We start from the raw sequence: 16,320 nt of genomic DNA, 5'->3' as shown, positions 1-16,320 counted from the left end.
TCAGGCTCCTTGCGCCGCCATACCCAATGCTTCGCGCACGCGGGTCTTTACCTTGACACGATAACGACGATCACTGGCGGCCAGGGCACCGCCCAGGCCCATCATCAGCGCACCCAACCAGATCCAGCGCACGAACGGCTTGATATGCACGCGCACTGCCCAGGCACCGTCGCCCAGCGGCTCGCCGAGGGCCACATAGAGGTCGCGAGTGAAGCCGGCGTCGATGCCCGCCTCGGTCATCGGCATCTGCTGCACGGTGTACAGGCGCTTCTCCGGATGCAGGGTGGCGATCTGCTTGTCACCGTCGAAAACCCGGATGGTGGCCTTGTCCGAGGTGAAGTTCGGCCCCTCATGGTGCACCGCCCCCTCGAAGACGAACTCGTAACCACCCAGCGACAGCGACTCGCCCGGCGCCAGGCGCAGGTCACGCTCGGAGCTCTGATGGCTGGTCAACACCACACCGATCGCACAGACAGCGAGGCCCAGGTGCGCCAGGTGCATGCCCCAATAACTCGGTGCAAGGCTCCGTGCCCCCTTCAACAGGCCCTTGTGGCGGGTCTTGTCGAGCAGATCGCGGACGCTGGCGATGACCACCCATGCCGCCAGCAGGGATACCGCGAGCAGGGCCCAGTTGAAGTCACCGAACAGCAGCGAGCCGAGCCCGCCGAGTACCACGCTGGTAATCAGCACCGGCGTGAGCATGCCGAGCAACCACTTCACCGGCGTGTCCTTCCAGCGCACCATGATCCCGACACCCAGCGTAAGCATCAGCGCGGCCATCAACGGCACGAACATGGCATTGAAGTACGGCGGCCCGACCGACAGCTTGGCGCCAGACAGGGCATCCAGCAGCAGCGGATACAGCGTACCCAGCAGGATCATCGCGGTCGCCACGACGAGCAGCAGGTTATTGACCAGCAGCAGGGTTTCGCGCGACCAGAGGCCGAAGCCGACCTGACTCTTGACCACCGGCGCGCGCAGGGCGAACAGGGTCAGCGAGCCACCGACCACCATCAGCAGGAACACCAGGATGAACACGCCGCGCTCGGGATCGGTGGCGAAGGCGTGAACGGAAGTGAGTACACCGGAACGGACGAGGAAGGTGCCGAGCAGGCTCAACGAAAAGGCCGCGATCGCCAGCAGCACCGTCCAGCTCTTGAAGACGCCGCGTTTCTCCGTAACGGCCAGCGAGTGGATCAACGCGGTACCGACCAGCCAGGGCATGAACGAGGCATTTTCCACCGGGTCCCAGAACCACCAGCCACCCCAGCCGAGCTCATAATAGGCCCACCAGGAACCCAGCGCGATGCCCAGACCGAGGAACGCCCAGGCCACCAGCGTCCATGGACGGGACCAGCGCGCCCAGGCGGCATCCAGACGCCCGCCGAGCAGCGCGGCGATAGCGAAGGCGAAGGCAACCGAGAAACCGACGTACCCCATGTAGAGCATCGGGGGATGCACGATCAGACCGAAGTCCTGCAGTAGCGGGTTGAGATCCCGGCCATCCATCGGCACCTGCGGGAGCAACCGCTCGAACGGGTTGGAGGTGACGATCAGGAACAGCAGAAAACCGATACTGATCAGGCCCATCACACCGAGCACGCGCGCCAACATGTCTTCCGGCAGCTGACGGGAGAAGATCGCCACCGCGAAGGTCCAGCCGGCGAGAATGAAGGCCCACAGCAGCAGCGAACCTTCGTGGGCACCCCACACGGCACTGAACTTGTAGTACCAGGGCAAGGCGCTGTTGGAGTTGTGCGCCACATAGGCGACGGAGAAATCGTCGACCATGAAGGCGTAGGTCAGGCAGGCAAAGGAGAAACCGAGAAACGCGAACTGCCCCCAGGCCGCCGGCTGCGCCAGGCCCATCCATTGCCGGTCACCGCGCCAGGCACCGATCAGCGGCAGCGTGGCCTGGACCACGGCCAGGCACAGGGCCAGAATCATTGCCAGATGGCCGAGCTCCGGAATCATTTCGCGTACTCCTGCTTGCCGCCCTCGTAATGCTTCATCATGCCGCTCTTCTCCAGCGCCTGGGTCACTTCCGGCGGCATGTAGTTCTCATCGTGCTTGGCCAGGACCTCGTCGGCGACCAGCACGCCGTCGGCGTTGACCCGGCCCAGTGCGACGATACCCTGCCCTTCACGGAACAGATCCGGGAGGATGCCTTGATAGGTGATGGTGATCGCCTGAGCGCCATCGGTGACACGGAAGGCGACGCTGAGCGAATCGTTGGTGCGCTTGACCGAACCCTCTTCCACCAGCCCGCCTGCGCGGATTCGGGTGCCCTCCGGCGCTTCGCCGGCAGCGATCTGGGACGGCGTGTAGAACAGGTTGATGTTCTGCTGCAGGGCGGACAACGCCAGCGCCACGGCGATACCGACACCGGCGAGAATCGCCAGGACGATGAAAAGACGCTTCTTGCGCACCGGATTCACTTCGACTCCTCCCGGCGCAAACGACGCGCCTCATCTTGCAGGTAACGCCGACGCGCCAGTACGGGCAGCGCAACGTTGAGAATCAGCACCGCCAGGCTGATGCCGTATGCGGTCCAGACGTACACGCCATGATTGCCCATGGCGATGAAATCGGCGAAGGATGAAAAGTTCACGAGTTATTTCCCACCAGAGCCTTGACCTCGTTCTTCACCCAGCTTGCACGCGACTCGCGGCGCAGCACTTCCAGGCGCATGCGCATCAGCAGCACCGCGGTGAAGAAGCAATAGAAGCCGATCACCATCACCAGCAGCGGCAGCCACATCTCCATCGGCATGGCCGGTTTCTCGGTCACCTTGAAGGTCGCTGGCTGGTGCAGCGTGTTCCACCACTCCACCGAGTACTTGATGATCGGGATATTCACTACGCCGACGATCGCCAGCACCGCACAGGCCTTGGCCGCGCTGTCACGGTTACTGATTGCCTGGCCCAGCGCAATGATGCCGAAGTACAGGAACAGTAGGATCAGCATCGAGGTCAGCCGCGCGTCCCACACCCACCAGGCGCCCCAGGTCGGTTTGCCCCAGACCGCGCCGGTGAGCAGTGCGATGAAAGTCATCCACGCGCCGATCGGCGCCGCCTGCTGCAGCGCAACGTCAGCCAGCTTCATCTTCCAGACCAGTCCCACCACGCCGGCGACGGCGAGCATCACGTAGATGGACTGGGCCAGGAATGCGGCGGGGACATGAATGTAGATGATCCGGAAGCTGTTGCCCTGCTGGTAGTCCTCGGGAGCGAACGCCAGGCCCCAGACCACGCCGACGCTGACCAGCAACACGGCTGCCCAGGCCAGCCAGGGCAACCAGCGCCCGCTGATCTCGTAGAACCACTTCGGTGAGCCCAGCTTGTGAAACCATGTCCAGTTCATCGGATGACTCGTCGTCCAGCGAGGCCCTGATGGATCAGGCCTCGAATTCGTTACATCGACCGGCACATGCCGGCCATCTGGGTATCGCTATTCGCCGACGCTGATCTTCAGCCCGGCGGCTATCGCAAAGGGTGCAAGAGTAACGGCCAACGCGGTCAGGCTGGCCAGCCAGAGCAGGTGTCCGACCGCCGGCAGGCCTTGCAGCGCCGCCTGCAGTGCACCACTGCCAAGGATCAGTACCGGGATGTAGAGCGGCAGGATCAGCAGCGCCAGCAGCAAACCGCCGCGCTTGAGCCCAACCGTAAGCGCCGCACCGACCGCACCGAGCAGGCTGAGGATCGGCGTTCCCAGCAGCAGCGATACCAGCAACACCGGGATGGTCCCAATCGGGAGGCCGAGCATCAACCCCAGCAGGGGCGCCAGCAAGACCAACGCCAAGCCGGAAAATGCCCAGTGTGCCAGCACCTTGGCGAGCACCAGAAGCGCGAGCGGGTGCGGCGAAACGACCCACTGCTCCAGGGAACCATCCTCGAAATCGCTGCGGAACAGGCCATCCAGCGAAAGCAGAACCGCAAGCAGCGCGGCAACCCAGACCAGTCCCGGCGAAATCGTCTGCAGTAATTGCGTTTCCGGCCCGACCGCCAAAGGAAACAGCGCGATGACGATGGCGAAGAAGACCAGCGGGTTGGCCAGTTCGGCTGGGCGGCGGAACAATAGGCGAGTCTCGCGCGCCAGCAGGAGAGTGAAGACGCTGCTCATGCGGCCCGCTGCCCCAGATCCAGCTCACGATAGCCGATGGGCTTCTCCGTCAGGCTGTGGTGGGTGGTCAGCACGACCAGCCCGCCCTGCTCGCAATGGGCTGCCAGATGCCGTTCCAACTGCGCCACGCCATGCTTGTCGAGCGCGGTGAAGGGTTCATCAAGGATCCACAAGGGCGGCGGCGAGAGATACAACCGAGCCAGGCCGACGCGACGCTGCTGACCGGCGGACAGGGTGTGACAGGGCACGTCTTCGAAGCCCCGCAGTCCTACCTCGGCAAGGGCTTGCCAGATCGCGTCGCGGCCCGCGGGTTGATGCAGAGCGCAGAGCCAGGTGAGATTTTCTTCCGCAGTCAGCAGCCCCTTGATTCCGGCTGCATGACCGATCCACAACAGGTTGCGCGCCAATTCGCCACGCTGGGCATCCAGCGGCTGCCCCTGGAGCCGCACCTCGCCGGAGGTCGGCTGCATCAAACCGGAAAGCAGGCGTAGCAGGCTGGTCTTGCCGCTGCCGTTGGGGCCCGATATCTGCAGCATCTCGCCGCGCTCGAGACGGAGATCGAGCTTGTCGAATAACAGCCGCCAATCCCGCTCGCAGGCGAGCGCTACAGCTTCGAGAAAGGGAGTTGACACGGCTGGCGACACCTCAAGATGAAAAAGGCCCGGCCGCTATACTCAGGCATCAGGGCCAGGCGGGCGGAATTATACATGGCAACCCCAGGTGCCGAGGGCCGCAAACGCGAAAGGTTGTAAGAGCATTTGAGGAAAGATGACCGAGATCAAGAGTACCACTGCCCTGCCCCCGACCAGCGCGACACGTCCGGCTGTAGCGGCACAGGATCTCGCCCTCAAGGTGCTGCAGCCGATGCAGAACCTGCTGGCAGCTGGCGAGCAGATCGAAGCCGAAGTGGTCAGCATCCGGGAGGCCGCCGAAGCGTTCCGCCTGGTGTTGCGCCTGACCATGGGCAGCGGACGCCAGGCCACGGTTGAAGTCAGCAGCAACAAACCCGCCGCGGCCGGCACGGCGCTGGTCGTCACCGCATTGTCCGATACCCGTCTGCTGGCCACGCCGCAAGCGGCCGGACGCCAGCCAGCCTCGATGATCGATCTGCAGCAGCTTCCGGTAGGCAGCGTGATCCAGGGCCGCGTCGTGGCGACCAGCCAGCAGCGCACGGAGGATGGGCAAACGTCTTTCAAGATCGTTGTCAGCCTGCTCAACTCACCCGTCGCCGGGCAGAAACTCAGCATCGAATCGGCCAACCCGCTGGCGCTCGGCAGTCTTTTGACGGCGCAGGTCAAGGACAGCCAGTCCTTGGCGTTTCTGCCACTGAGCGGTCGGCTCGATCAACTGCATGTCGGTGAGCAACTGGGCGCGCAGCAGAACCGACAGGCTTCGCTGGAAGGATTGTTCAGGGCGCTGCAGGGCGCGCCGGGCGCGCTCCCGGAAGGGCTGCGCGGCGCGGCGGAGAAGCTGCTCGGGCTGATTCCGGAGATGCAGCAGCTGGGCGACGCCAAGGCGCTGGCAGCAGCGCTGGCTCGGAGCGGCGTGTTCCTGGAGGCCCGCCTGCTTGCCGGCCATACCGATGGGCTGCAAGGCGACCTCAAGGCCGGACTGCTGCGCCTGCTGGCGCAGATGCCCAATCTGCCGGGTAGTACGCCATTGGGGGGAGCGCAGGCCGGCGCCATCGGCCAGGCACTGCCCGCCTTCGCGCGGCAAGCGCTGGGCTCGCTGGCGCAGAACAGTCCGCGTCAGCTCGCGCTCGGCTTTCCGCTGCCGGCCAGGTTACCGCCCGGTCTCGAGGAAGAAGCCGATCTGGAAATGCTGCTCAAGCTCGCTGCCGCTGCCGTATCGAGGCTCCAGACCCACCAGCTTTCCAGCCTGGCGCAGACACAGGTCGGGCCCGACGGCACTATGGTCACCACCTGGCAGCTGGAATTGCCGATGCGGGACCACCGCGACATCGTGCCACTGCAGATCAAGCTGCAGCGCGAAGACCAGCCGAAACGACAGGAAAAGGAGCGCGGTGATCCGCTGTGGAAGATCGAACTGGCGTTCGACGTCGCTCCGCTCGGCCCGTTGCAGGTTCAGGCCCAATTGACGCGCGGAACGCTGTCCAGCCAGCTCTGGGCCGAGCGCAGCGCCACCGCCCAGCTGGTCGCCAAGGAACTAGCTCATCTGCGCGAGCGCTTGCAAGCGGCCGGGCTGAGCGTAGGCGAACTGAGCTGCCGCCAGGGCACACCGCCGCAGGGTCCCAGCACCACGCTGGAACAACGTTTCGTGGACGAAAAAGCATGACCGACAAGCAGCCGCGCCAAGCCATCGCCCTGAGCTACGACGGCGTCAACGCGCCGAGCCTCAGCGCCAAGGGTGACGATGAGTTGGCCGAGGCGATTCTTGCGATCGCTCGGGAACATGAGGTGCCGATCTACGAGAACGCCGACCTGGTAAAACTGCTGGCGAGACTGGAGCTGGGCGACGAGATTCCCGAGGCCCTGTACCGGACCATCGCCGAGATCATCGCGTTCGCCTGGTATCTCAAGGGCAAGTATCCACCCGGTTTTCAGACAGCGTCCGACTCCGGTTCTACGGCGAACCTGCCGCTGCTCAGTGGGCCTGGGCATTGAGCGTGGCGGCCGCCCGGTCTTCTCCGGTGACCTGCGGGAAATCGTGCAGCTGCCAGGCAAAATAGCCCGAGCGGAAGTAGAACACCCGCGTGTAGCCCCAGCTGACAGCCATGCGCGCCGCTTCCGCGCTGCGCGGGCAGACTTCGCTGTCGCAGTAGATCACCAGCGGCAGCTCGCGGGGCCATTCCGGCCCGGCCAGGCTCACGAAGTCACTGGCGAGATCGAAATGTACGGCGCCTTCCACATGTCCCCACAGCCATTCCCGATCAGCACGGACGTCAATGAACACTGCGCCCAGCTCGTGCAGTCGCTTGGCCTGAAAGACGTTGACGGTCATCGCCCCGTCGACATTGTCCGGGGCCTCGGCAGCATGCGCGCCAAACGAAACCACGACCAACAGCACAACCAGTATGCGCCGCATCTTTGCCCTCCTCGTCCCAGGCCGGGACATGGATGCGCTCAGCTAAGCCAAGCCGATACGGTGTTGGAATATGGGGGATTCAGGAGGTTCCGATCAGGCCGACGAGGGGCTCGATCAGCCGGGATCAGGGCTTCTGACGGGCCTTGTGCAGCTTGCTCATCAGCTCGGCTTCGGACTGCGACAGCCCACAGGACTGGGTCAGGTCGTCGATGCTGGCGCCCATGCCGACCAGCTTGGCGGCCTGGGACAGCGCGAAGTTGTTGGGATCGCGCTGCTCCAGCTGAGTGAGCTTGTCCGGCAACGGGGCAACGGTACGGCTCAGTTCGCGTAGCTCGTCGCCCATGCGCAGGCTGCCCTCCAGATAGGCATCCAGACGGCTGCTCAGCTCCTTGATTCGCTTGTCCCTGCTGGCGTCACGCTGCTGCTGTTGCTCGGCCAGCAGGCGCTGCCGTCTGAGCAGCCACAGGCAGAACCCCAGCAGTCCCAGACAGCAGAAGGCCAGCGCAACCAGCGATGCGACCAGCGACGCGATCAGCATGTATCAGATGCTCTCAAGCTCGGCCCATTCTTCTTCGCTCATCATCTTGTCGAGTTCGACCAGAATCAGCAGCTCGCCGTTCTTGTTGCAAACGCCCTGAATGAACTTGGCGGATTCGTCGTTGCCCACGTTCGGCGCGGTTTCGATCTCGGACTGGCGGAGGTAGACCACCTCGGCAACGCTATCGACCATGATGCCGATGACCTGGCGGTCGGCTTCGATGATCACGATGCGGGTGTTGTCCGACACCGGCGCCGGCTCCAGACCGAAGCGCTGGCGGGTATCGATGACCGTGACCACGTTTCCGCGCAGGTTGATGATGCCCAGCACATAGCTAGGTGCACCCGGCACCGGAGCGATCTCGGTATAGCGCAACACTTCCTGAACCTGCATCACGTTGATGCCATACGTCTCGTTGTCCAGACGGAAGGTCACCCATTGCAGAACAGGATCTTCGGAACCCTGCGCAGACGTCATCTTCATAGTCCCACCTTCTCTAGTTACCGCTTTGGCGGTCGATTCTATCGTGGGGCCGCGCAAAGCACGGCCCCCTCGTTGGTTGTGTCAATGTGTTTTCGGCTTCGCCGCGTCGTGCATATGCTTGACCGCACCGCTGGCAATCAGCTCGGCCAGCGCAGTCACGTCGACCAGTGCGCACATGTGTTCGATCACCGTGCCGGCCAGCCAGGGGCGCTGATTACGCTGGGTGCGCCACTTCACCTCGCTAGGGTCCAGGCGAATCGAGCGGCTCACCTGGTGCACCGCCAGCCCCCACTCGTAGCCCTGGACAGAGATCACGTACTGCAGGCCCTCACGAAAATCGTCGCGATAACGGTCCGGCATCACCCAACGCGCGGTATCCAGTACTTTGAGATTGCCCGCCTGGCTCGGCAGTATGCCAAGAAACCAGCTGGGCTGACCGAACAGCGGGGTCAGTTCCTGCCCTGCCAGCGGATAGATGGAACCCAGACACACCAGCGGTACCGCCAGCGTCAGCCCGGCGACATCGAACAGCAGGCACTCGAAGGGCTCATCACCCCAACCCGGATGTGCTTGTGCCGGAACCTCCAGCGGTTCGCTGGCAGGCGGCGGTGCCACCAGCACTTCTACGACCGGTTCGGGGGCCGCTGGCGCCGCTACTGCTTCGGCAACGACCAGGGGCGGAGCGACAGGAGCCGTCTCGGGGACGGCAACCGGCGGCGCGGACGGCACGATTTCCAGCCGCGGAGGTTGGCTTTGCCGGATATCGCGCAGCTGCTCCTCGAGCACCGCGGCCTTGAATTCATCCTGACTGACCGAATCCGCCAGCTCGATGGCAGCATCCTGCAGCAGCCCATCGAGATAGGACTGCAGCGCCTGCTGGGATCGGGTTTCGGTGAGAACGGTGCGGTTCATGGAGCGAACTCGTGATGAGAATCTGAACAGGCTATCGGCCATGTGCGCGACAAACTTGAGCCATCAGCCGCCGAGCGGCATGCCATTCATGCCACCTGCGGTGAGGCTTGCGACGCCAGCAGATGCTTGAGCAGGGCACGATAGGCAATCACCGCCCGGCTGGCCGGGTCGAACTGCGACGGCGTCAGGCCGGCGCGGCTGGCATCGCGCAGGCGAGTATCGACCGGGATGAAGGCCGGCCACAGGTGATCGGCATAACCGGCACGCAGCACCTTGAGCGTGTTCATCGACGCCTGGGTCCGGCGATCGAACAGCGTAGGCACGATGGTGTACGGCAGCGCCTGCTTGCGCGACCGGTTGATCATCGCCAGCGTGCTGACCATCCGCTCCAGCCCCTTCATCGCCAGGAACTCGGTCTGTACCGGAATCACCAGCTGCTGGCTCGCCGCCAGGGCATTGACCATCAGCACGCCAAGCAGTGGCGGACTGTCGATGATCGCGTAATCGAAATCCTGCCAGAGCTGGGAAAGGCTCTTGGCGATCACCAGCCCGAGACCGTTCTGCCCCGGGGACTGGCGCTCCAGTGTCGCCAGCACGGTGCTCGACGGCATCAGCGAGATGCGCTCGTGGCTGGTGGCCAGCAGTAACTGCCAGGGCAGCCCCTCCGGAACGGTCCCCTGATGCTGGAACAGGTCGAACACGCTGTGCTCCAGATTGTCGGGATCGTGGCCGAAATAGCTGGTCATCGAACCATGCGGGTCCAGATCCAGCACCACGACCCGTTTACCGGAGTCGGCCAGCAGACCTGCCAGCGCGACCGACGTGGTGGTCTTGCCCACTCCACCCTTTTGATTGGCTACAGCCCAGACTCTCATTGCTTATCCACCCGGCGAATGGACCGGAACGGCTCCGCCTGAAAATGGCAGAGCGACGGTGTTTTGACGACTGCGCCCGGAAGCGCTTACATGGACCCGGCTGGTGCAGATTGTGTGCCAGCACGACGCAAGGCTTCGTTCGGCCGGGCGTTGCCGCTGCCTACGCCGGTCACGCTGCGCCGCACATCGAGATTGCGCGACACTACCAGCACCACACGGCGGTTCCGCGCCCGTCCCTCGGCAGTCGCATTGTCCGCCACAGGCTGAAACTCACCATACCCCACCGCGGCCAACCTGGACGGATTGACGCCCTGTGCCGCCAGCATTCGAACCACGCTGCCGGCACGCGCGGCAGACAGCTCCCAGTTGGTCGGAAACTTGTCGGTACTGATGGGCAGATTGTCGGTGAAGCCTTCGACGTGGACCGGGTTGTCGAACGGAGCCAGAATTCCGGCAACCTTGTCGATCAGCTGGAACGCCTGATCGTTGGGCAACGCATCGCCGCTGGGAAACAGCAGGCTGGAGCTGAGCTCTATCTCGATCCACAGCTCGTTGCCCCGAATCGTCAGCTGGTCATTGGCGATCAGCTCGCCGAATGTCTCACGCATGCTCTGTGCGATGCGCTCCAGCGGATCGAGCGTCGGCTCCCCGGAGCCGGGACCGGTGAGATCCTCGACCTGCGAAACGTCGGGCTCGGTGGTGCGCGGTCGCTCTTCACCGATGGGAATGGGCTTGACCGAACGGTCGACCTGGTTGAACACGCCGACCAGCGAATCGGAGAGGATCTTGTACTTGCCTTCGTTGATCGAGGAAATGGAATACATCACCACGAAAAAGGCGAACAGCAAGGTGATGAAGTCAGCATACGAGACCAGCCAACGTTCGTGGTTCTCGTGCTCTTCCGGCGCTCTGCGTCTGGCCATGGCGCTCAGTCCATGAAGCCTTGCAGCTTCATCTCGATGGAGCGCGGGTTCTCACCCTCGGCGATCGACAGGACCCCCTCCAGCAGCATCTCGCGGTAGGCCGTCTGCCGCTGGACGATGCTCTTGAGCTTATTGCCGACCGGCAACACCAGCAGGTTGGCAAAGGCGACGCCATAGATGGTGGCAACGAACGCCACGGCGATACCGCTGCCCAGCTGACTGGGATCGGCAAGGTTGCCCATCACATGGATCAGCCCCATCACCGCACCGATGATTCCGATGGTCGGCGAGTAGCCGCCCATGCTCTCGTAGACCTTGGCGGCGCGCAGGTCGCGGCCCTCCTGGGTATAGAGATCAACCTCGAGAATGCTGCGGATCACCTCCGGCTCGGCGCCGTCGACCAGCAGTTGCAGGCCTTTGCGCGCGTACGGATCGGGCTCGGTCTCGGCGACGGGCTCGAGGCCGAGCAGCCCCTCCTTGCGTGCCGTGTTGCTCCAGGTGGTCACCATGAGAATGCCGCGCGCCAGATCGATGCGCGGCGGAAAGAAGATCCAGCGGCCGATGCTCATCGCCCGCATGAACACCGCGATCGGCGTCTGCAGCAACACCGCGCCCAGCGTACCGCCCAGCACGATCAATGCTGCCGGTCCGTTGAGCAACGCCGAGATATGGCCGCCCTCGAGAAAGTTGCCCCCGACAATGGCGACGAACGCAAGCAACAGCCCGATAAGGCTGAGTACGTCCATCAGATGCAGGCCTCGGCCAGATTGCGGCCGATGTCATCCAGACCGTACACGGCGTCGCTGAGGTTGGCCTTCACCACCGCCATCGGCATGCCGTAGATCACGCAGCTGGCTTCATCCTGCGCCCACACCTGGCTGCCGCTCTGCTTGAGCAGACGCGCGCCTTCACGGCCATCGGCGCCCATGCCGGTCAGCACCACCGCCAGCACCTTGTCGTGGAACGACTTGGCCGCCGAGCCGAAGGTCACGTCGACACAGGGCTTGTAGTTCAGGCGATCATCGCCGGGCAGGATGCGCACGGCGCCGCGCCCGTCGATCATCATCTGTTTGCCGCCGGGTGCCAGCAATGCGAGCCCTGGGCGCAGCACATCGCCGTCCTCGGCCTCCTTGACGCGAATACGGCAGAGCTTGTCCAGGCGATCGGCGAAGGCCTTGGTGAAAGCCGCCGGCATGTGCTGGATCAGCACGATCGGCGCGGGAAAGTTGGCCGGCAGCTGGGTCAGCACACGCTGCAGCGCCACCGGGCCACCGGTGGAAGTACCGATCGCCACCAGCTTGTAGGCCTTGCGCTTGGGCGCGGGAGAGCGGCTGGCCGCAGGCGCAGGCGTTGCCGCTGCGCTGCCCGCACGAGGCGCAGTCGAAGCGGGCAGCGCCGAAGCCGTGCCACGCGGTGAAGTCGAAGGCGTACCAACGCTTGAAGAGCAGAAGGTGCTGTAGCGGCGGTTACTGCGCGAGACGGTATGCACCTTTTCGCACAGCAGCTGCTTGACCTTGTCCGGGTTGCGCGAGATGTCCTCGAAGTTCTTCGGCAGATAGTCCACCGCGCCGGCATCCAGCGCATCGAGGGTGACCCGCGCGCCTTCGTGCGTCAGCGAGGAAAACATCAGCACCGGCGTGGGACAGCGCTGCATGATCTGCCGGACCGCGGTGATGCCGTCCATCATCGGCATCTCGTAATCCATGGTGATGACGTCCGGCTTCAGCGCCAGCACCTGATCGATCGCCTCGCGCCCGTTGGTGGCGGTGCCGACGACCTGGATATTGGGATCAGAGGAAAGGATTTCCGAGACACGCCGGCGAAAGAAACCGGAATCGTCGACGACCAGGACCTTGACTGCCATACATCACTCCTAGCGACAGCGCCGCACACAGGCGGCGCTGCCTGACCGAATCAAACCCTGCGCGCGTACCGCTTGAGCATGCTGGGCACATCGAGAATCAGAGCGATGCGGCCATCGCCGGTGATGGTCGCGCCGGACATGCCGGGCGTACCCTGCAGCATCTTGCCCAGTGGCTTGATGACCACCTCTTCCTGGCCAACCAGCTGATCGACGACGAAGCCGATGCTCTGGTTGCCGACGCTGAGAATCACCACGTGACCTTCGCGCTGCTCTTCCTGAGCGGCGTCATGGACCAGCCAGCGCTTGAGGTAGAACAACGGCAGCGCCTTGTCGCGCACGATCACCACTTCCTGACCGTCGACGACGTTGGTACGCGACAGGTCCAGGTGGAAGATCTCGTTGACGTTGACCAGCGGGAAGGCGAACGCCTGGTTGCCAAGCATCACCATCAGCGTCGGCATGATTGCCAGGGTCAGCGGCACCTTGATCACCACCTTCGAGCCCTGGCCCTTGGTGGAGAACACGTTGACCGTACCGTTGAGCTGGGAAATCTTGGTCTTGACCACGTCCATGCCGACGCCGCGGCCGGACACGTCGGAAATCTCGGTCTTGGTCGAAAAGCCCGGCGCGAAGATCAGGTTGTAGCACTCCAGATCGCTCAGGCGGTCTGCGGCATCCTTCTCCAGCATGCCCTTTTCCACAGCCTTGGCACGCAGGATGTTGGCATCCATACCCTTGCCGTCATCACTGATGACCAGCAGGATATGGTCGCCTTCCTGCTCGGCGGACAGCACCACTCGACCGGTACGCGGCTTGCCGGCGGCCTCGCGCTCCTCCGGCATCTCGATACCGTGGTCGACGGCGTTGCGCACCAGGTGCACCAGCGGATCGGCCAGGGCCTCGACCAGGTTCTTGTCAAGGTCGGTTTCCTCGCCCACCAGCTCCAGGTTGATCTCTTTCTTCAGGCTGCGCGCCAGATCGCGAACCAGTCGCGGGAAGCGACCGAACACTTTCTTGATCGGCTGCATGCGGGTCTTCATCACCGCGCTCTGCAGGTCGGCGGTGACCACGTCGAGGTTGGAAACGGCCTTGGCCATCGCCTCGTCGCCGCTATTGGAACCCAGGCGCACCAGGCGGTTACGGACCAGCACCAGTTCGCCGACCATGTTCATGATCTCGTCGAGGCGCGCGGTATCCACACGCACGGTCGTCTCGACTTCGGCCGGAGCCTTGTCCGCCGCGGCCGGTGCCGGAGCGGCCGCCTTGCTCGCTGCCGCGGCCGGCTTGGCTGGCGCAGCGGCACGTGCGGGCTCCACCTTGGGTGCCGCCTTTGCCGGGGCTGCCGCAACGGGCTCGGCCGGGGACGCATCGGCGACCGCCGGCTCGAACTTGCCCTTGCCGTGCAGCTGATCGAGCAGCGCTTCGAACTCGTCGTCGGTTATTTCGTCGCTGGACGCCGCGGGCGCACTGTCCTTGGCGGACTCGGCGCCGGCCGCTTCGGCCGCGTCGGCCGACGAGCCGGCGACCGAGCCGACTGGCTCGAACTTGCCCTTGCCGTGCAGCTGGTCGAGAAGTGCTTCGAATTCCTCATCGGTGATTTCATCACCGGTCTTTGCAGCGGCTGCATCTGGCGCAACAGGTACCGCAGGCGCTGCGGCGCTAGCCGGTGCCGAGAACTGGCCCTTGCCATGCAACTGATCGAGCAGCGACTCGAATTCGTCGTCGGTGATCTCGTCGGTGACGGGGCCGTGTTCGGCCTCGCTCGCAGCCGTCTCGCTCGCAGCCGGCTGGATGGCGTCGAGCAACTGCTCGAACTCGCTATCGGCGCCAGCGGGCTCGGCCTCAGGCTCGGCGACCACCTGCGGGGCAGCCGGAACGACTGGCGCTGCATCGGCGGAAGCGGGCTCGGCGAGGCGCGCAAGCGCAGCCAGCAGCTCGGGTGAGGCAGGCGTCGGCTCGACGCGTTCGCGGACCTGACTGAACATTTCGTTCACGGCGTCCAGCGCCTGCAGAACGACATCCATCAGTTCGGAATCGACGCGACGCTCACCCTTGCGCAGGATGTCGAAGACGTTTTCGGCGATATGGCAGCACTCCACCAGCTCATGAAGCTGAAGGAAGCCTGCACCGCCCTTGACCGTGTGGAACCCGCGAAAAATCGCATTGAGCAACGCCATGTCATCGGGGCTGCTTTCCAGCTCCACGAGTTGCTCGGACAATAGTTCGAGAATCTCGCCGGCCTCTACCAGGAAGTCCTGGAGGATTTCTTCATCGGCGTCGAAGCTCATATTCACTTCCCCTAAAAGCCCAGGCTTGAAAGCAGATCATCGACATCGTCCTGGCCGGAAACGACGTCTTCACGCATATCGGCATGCATCTGCGGACCTTCACCGTTGGAAGGCATTTTTTCTTGTTTTTTCTTCTCTTGCTCGGCGCGCATGGCATCGCGGTCGTGCTGGATGCCGGCAACGCGGTCCACCTGCCCCGCCATGAGGACGAGATTGAGCAGGTTGCTTTCAAGCTCGGTGATCAGTCGGGTCACCCGCTTGATCACCTGGCCGGTTAGATCCTGGAAGTCCTGGGCCAGCATGATCTCGCTGAGATTCTGCGAAAGCTGGCTGCCATCGTTCATGCTGCGCTGCAGGTACTGGTCGATGCGCTTGACCAGATCGCGGAACTGCTCGGCATTCATGTCACGGCGCATGAAGCGCTGCCAATCGGCCGTCAGGCTCTGGGCCTCGTAGCTGACATAGTTCACCAGCGGGGCCGATTCCTCGACCAGGTCCATGGTGCGATTGGCGGCTTTCTCGGTCATTTCCACCACGTAGGACAGACGGTCGGTGGCATCGGTGATCGGTGACGGGTCGCCGCCCGTGGCGCAGGTGTCCATCTCGAGCTTGACGATGGCGTTGTGCAGCTCGCGCGTGAGCTTGCCCACTTCCTGATAGAGCCCGTTGTTGCGCACCTGATTGAGCTCGTTGAACATCTGCGTCGCTTCATCGAAGCGGCCTTGCTGCAGGCTTTCAATCAGGCGGGGTGCATTGGCCTTCAGAGTCGCTTCGAACTCTGCCAGGCTTTGGTCTGCTTGCGTCATAGTGCCCTCGCGGCGTTACTGCTTCAGCCGTTGACGCGCTCGAAGATCTTCTCGATCTTTTCCTTGAGCACCTGGGCGGTGAAGGGTTTGACCACATAGCCATTGACCCCGGCCTGGGCCGCTTCGATGATCTGATCGCGCTTCGCCTCGGCGGTCACCATCAGTACCGGCAGATGCTTGAGGCGCTCGTCCGCGCGCACTGTGCGCAGCAGATCGATACCGCTCATGCCCGGCATGTTCCAGTCGGTGACCAGGAAATCGAAGCTGCCGCTTTTCAGCATCGGCAGTGCGGTGGTGCCGTCGTCCGCCTCGGCGGTGTTGGTGAACCCCAGATCACGCAAGAGGTTCTTGATGATTCGTCTCATCGTCGAGAAGTCATCGACGATGAGGATTTTCATGTTCTTGTCCAAGTCGACCTCCGTAAGTCCCAAAATGCCTCAGCAAACCGAGCACGTCATACCGCA

Annotated in this window: 19 protein-coding genes; 2 read left to right on the top strand and 17 right to left on the bottom strand. The window is 63.7% G+C overall.

The genetic code is table 11. From position 1 onward, the window contains the following. The 6 genes from ACVRRC_RS08790 to ccmA all read right to left on the bottom strand — a co-directional run bounded on the left by ACVRRC_RS08790 (nucleotide 1) and on the right by ccmA (nucleotide 4,754). On the bottom strand, nucleotides 1–1,974 hold the full coding sequence (locus tag ACVRRC_RS08790; protein WP_472996869.1) for a heme lyase CcmF/NrfE family subunit: 1,974 nt from the start codon (nucleotides 1,972–1,974) through the stop codon (nucleotides 1–3). Further along, a complete protein-coding gene (gene ccmE, locus ACVRRC_RS08785) occupies nucleotides 1,971–2,438 on the bottom strand; it encodes a cytochrome c maturation protein CcmE (protein ID WP_011913663.1) in 468 nt (155 codons plus the stop codon). The genes ACVRRC_RS08790 and ccmE overlap by 4 nt, the downstream gene beginning before the upstream one ends. Then, nucleotides 2,435–2,611 carry a heme exporter protein CcmD gene (ccmD, locus tag ACVRRC_RS08780; protein WP_011913664.1) on the bottom strand — a complete coding sequence of 59 codons (177 nt, stop codon included), beginning with the start codon at nucleotides 2,609–2,611 and terminating at the stop codon, nucleotides 2,435–2,437. The genes ccmE and ccmD overlap by 4 nt, the downstream gene beginning before the upstream one ends. Continuing rightward, the gene (locus ACVRRC_RS08775; RefSeq protein ID WP_011913665.1) at nucleotides 2,608–3,363 is read right to left on the bottom strand and encodes a heme ABC transporter permease; all 756 of its coding nucleotides are present in this window, start codon (nucleotides 3,361–3,363) and stop codon (nucleotides 2,608–2,610) included. Before ACVRRC_RS08775 ends, ccmD begins: the two co-directional genes overlap by 4 nt. An 87-nt stretch (nucleotides 3,364–3,450) precedes the next feature. Further along, complete coding sequence (gene ccmB / locus ACVRRC_RS08770) at nucleotides 3,451–4,122, bottom strand: heme exporter protein CcmB (RefSeq protein WP_011913666.1); 672 nt, start codon at nucleotides 4,120–4,122, stop codon at nucleotides 3,451–3,453. Then, nucleotides 4,119–4,754 (bottom strand): cytochrome c biogenesis heme-transporting ATPase CcmA, encoded by a 636-nt coding sequence (ccmA, locus tag ACVRRC_RS08765; protein ID WP_011913667.1) that lies wholly within the window; start codon nucleotides 4,752–4,754, stop codon nucleotides 4,119–4,121. Before ccmA ends, ccmB begins: the two co-directional genes overlap by 4 nt. Before the next feature lie 136 nt (nucleotides 4,755–4,890). Here ccmA and fliK point away from each other — a divergent pair, with 136 nt between their 5' ends. Beyond that, on the top strand, nucleotides 4,891–6,417 hold the full coding sequence (gene fliK, locus ACVRRC_RS08760; RefSeq protein WP_472996866.1) for a flagellar hook-length control protein FliK: 1,527 nt from the start codon (nucleotides 4,891–4,893) through the stop codon (nucleotides 6,415–6,417). After that, nucleotides 6,414–6,746 (top strand): EscU/YscU/HrcU family type III secretion system export apparatus switch protein, encoded by a 333-nt coding sequence (locus tag ACVRRC_RS08755; protein ID WP_045158424.1) that lies wholly within the window; start codon nucleotides 6,414–6,416, stop codon nucleotides 6,744–6,746. Before fliK ends, ACVRRC_RS08755 begins: the two co-directional genes overlap by 4 nt. Here ACVRRC_RS08755 and ACVRRC_RS08750 read toward each other — a convergent pair. The 11 genes from ACVRRC_RS08750 to ACVRRC_RS08700 form a co-directional block, all read right to left on the bottom strand. Then, nucleotides 6,727–7,167 (bottom strand): rhodanese-like domain-containing protein, encoded by a 441-nt coding sequence (locus ACVRRC_RS08750; RefSeq protein WP_011913670.1) that lies wholly within the window; start codon nucleotides 7,165–7,167, stop codon nucleotides 6,727–6,729. The genes ACVRRC_RS08755 and ACVRRC_RS08750 overlap by 20 nt on opposite strands. A 124-nt stretch (nucleotides 7,168–7,291) precedes the next feature. Beyond that, nucleotides 7,292–7,705 (bottom strand): DUF2802 domain-containing protein, encoded by a 414-nt coding sequence (locus ACVRRC_RS08745; protein WP_011913671.1) that lies wholly within the window; start codon nucleotides 7,703–7,705, stop codon nucleotides 7,292–7,294. Between the two features lie 3 nt (nucleotides 7,706–7,708). After that, complete coding sequence (locus ACVRRC_RS08740; RefSeq protein WP_003296576.1) at nucleotides 7,709–8,188, bottom strand: chemotaxis protein CheW; 480 nt, start codon at nucleotides 8,186–8,188, stop codon at nucleotides 7,709–7,711. A gap of 81 nt (nucleotides 8,189–8,269) precedes the next feature. Beyond that, nucleotides 8,270–9,100: a CheW domain-containing protein gene (locus ACVRRC_RS08735; protein WP_017243985.1), complete on the bottom strand. Its 831-nt coding sequence runs from the start codon at nucleotides 9,098–9,100 to the stop codon at nucleotides 8,270–8,272. An 86-nt stretch (nucleotides 9,101–9,186) separates the two neighbouring features. Further along, on the bottom strand, nucleotides 9,187–9,975 hold the full coding sequence (locus tag ACVRRC_RS08730) for a ParA family protein (RefSeq protein ID WP_011913673.1): 789 nt from the start codon (nucleotides 9,973–9,975) through the stop codon (nucleotides 9,187–9,189). An 86-nt stretch (nucleotides 9,976–10,061) separates the two neighbouring features. Further along, a complete protein-coding gene (gene motD / locus ACVRRC_RS08725) occupies nucleotides 10,062–10,898 on the bottom strand; it encodes a flagellar motor protein MotD (protein WP_013983214.1) in 837 nt (278 codons plus the stop codon). A 5-nt stretch (nucleotides 10,899–10,903) separates the two neighbouring features. Beyond that, nucleotides 10,904–11,644 carry a flagellar motor protein gene (locus tag ACVRRC_RS08720; RefSeq protein ID WP_013983215.1) on the bottom strand — a complete coding sequence of 247 codons (741 nt, stop codon included), beginning with the start codon at nucleotides 11,642–11,644 and terminating at the stop codon, nucleotides 10,904–10,906. Beyond that, the gene (locus tag ACVRRC_RS08715) at nucleotides 11,644–12,762 is read right to left on the bottom strand and encodes a protein-glutamate methylesterase/protein-glutamine glutaminase (protein ID WP_011913676.1); all 1,119 of its coding nucleotides are present in this window, start codon (nucleotides 12,760–12,762) and stop codon (nucleotides 11,644–11,646) included. The genes ACVRRC_RS08720 and ACVRRC_RS08715 overlap by 1 nt, the downstream gene beginning before the upstream one ends. A 50-nt stretch (nucleotides 12,763–12,812) precedes the next feature. Beyond that, entirely contained in the window at nucleotides 12,813–15,050 is a 2,238-nt protein-coding gene (locus tag ACVRRC_RS08710) for a chemotaxis protein CheA (protein WP_472996862.1), read from the bottom strand. Between the two features lie 11 nt (nucleotides 15,051–15,061). After that, nucleotides 15,062–15,856: a protein phosphatase CheZ gene (locus ACVRRC_RS08705; protein WP_011913678.1), complete on the bottom strand. Its 795-nt coding sequence runs from the start codon at nucleotides 15,854–15,856 to the stop codon at nucleotides 15,062–15,064. A 23-nt stretch (nucleotides 15,857–15,879) separates the two neighbouring features. After that, the gene (locus ACVRRC_RS08700; protein WP_011913679.1) at nucleotides 15,880–16,254 is read right to left on the bottom strand and encodes a chemotaxis response regulator CheY; all 375 of its coding nucleotides are present in this window, start codon (nucleotides 16,252–16,254) and stop codon (nucleotides 15,880–15,882) included. Nucleotides 16,255–16,320: the final 66 nt, after the last annotated feature.

The sequence above is a fragment of the Stutzerimonas sp. LR2 genome, assembly GCF_055755175.1.
The sequence above is the reverse complement of the archived record's forward strand: the minus strand, read 5'-3'. Positions and strand labels throughout refer to the sequence as shown.

Bases quoted from the DNA above. Each gene is read 5' to 3' on its own strand.
- ACVRRC_RS08790 (WP_472996869.1), bottom strand. From the start codon at position 1,974: ATGATTCCGGAGCTCGGCCATCTGGCAATGATTCTGGCCCTGTGCCTG.
- ACVRRC_RS08775 (WP_011913665.1), bottom strand. From the start codon at position 3,363: ATGAACTGGACATGGTTTCACAAGCTGGGCTCACCGAAGTGGTTCTAC.
- ccmB (WP_011913666.1), bottom strand. From the start codon at position 4,122: ATGAGCAGCGTCTTCACTCTCCTGCTGGCGCGCGAGACTCGCCTATTG.
- fliK (WP_472996866.1), top strand. From the start codon at position 4,891: ATGACCGAGATCAAGAGTACCACTGCCCTGCCCCCGACCAGCGCGACA.
- ACVRRC_RS08755 (WP_045158424.1), top strand. From the start codon at position 6,414: ATGACCGACAAGCAGCCGCGCCAAGCCATCGCCCTGAGCTACGACGGC.
- ACVRRC_RS08750 (WP_011913670.1), bottom strand. From the start codon at position 7,167: ATGCGGCGCATACTGGTTGTGCTGTTGGTCGTGGTTTCGTTTGGCGCG.
- ACVRRC_RS08745 (WP_011913671.1), bottom strand. From the start codon at position 7,705: ATGCTGATCGCGTCGCTGGTCGCATCGCTGGTTGCGCTGGCCTTCTGC.
- ACVRRC_RS08740 (WP_003296576.1), bottom strand. From the start codon at position 8,188: ATGAAGATGACGTCTGCGCAGGGTTCCGAAGATCCTGTTCTGCAATGG.
- ACVRRC_RS08735 (WP_017243985.1), bottom strand. From the start codon at position 9,100: ATGAACCGCACCGTTCTCACCGAAACCCGATCCCAGCAGGCGCTGCAG.
- ACVRRC_RS08730 (WP_011913673.1), bottom strand. From the start codon at position 9,975: ATGAGAGTCTGGGCTGTAGCCAATCAAAAGGGTGGAGTGGGCAAGACC.
- motD (WP_013983214.1), bottom strand. From the start codon at position 10,898: ATGGCCAGACGCAGAGCGCCGGAAGAGCACGAGAACCACGAACGTTGG.
- ACVRRC_RS08720 (WP_013983215.1), bottom strand. From the start codon at position 11,644: ATGGACGTACTCAGCCTTATCGGGCTGTTGCTTGCGTTCGTCGCCATT.
- ACVRRC_RS08715 (WP_011913676.1), bottom strand. From the start codon at position 12,762: ATGGCAGTCAAGGTCCTGGTCGTCGACGATTCCGGTTTCTTTCGCCGG.
- ACVRRC_RS08710 (WP_472996862.1), bottom strand. From the start codon at position 15,050: ATGAGCTTCGACGCCGATGAAGAAATCCTCCAGGACTTCCTGGTAGAG.
- ACVRRC_RS08705 (WP_011913678.1), bottom strand. From the start codon at position 15,856: ATGACGCAAGCAGACCAAAGCCTGGCAGAGTTCGAAGCGACTCTGAAG.
- ACVRRC_RS08700 (WP_011913679.1), bottom strand. From the start codon at position 16,254: ATGAAAATCCTCATCGTCGATGACTTCTCGACGATGAGACGAATCATC.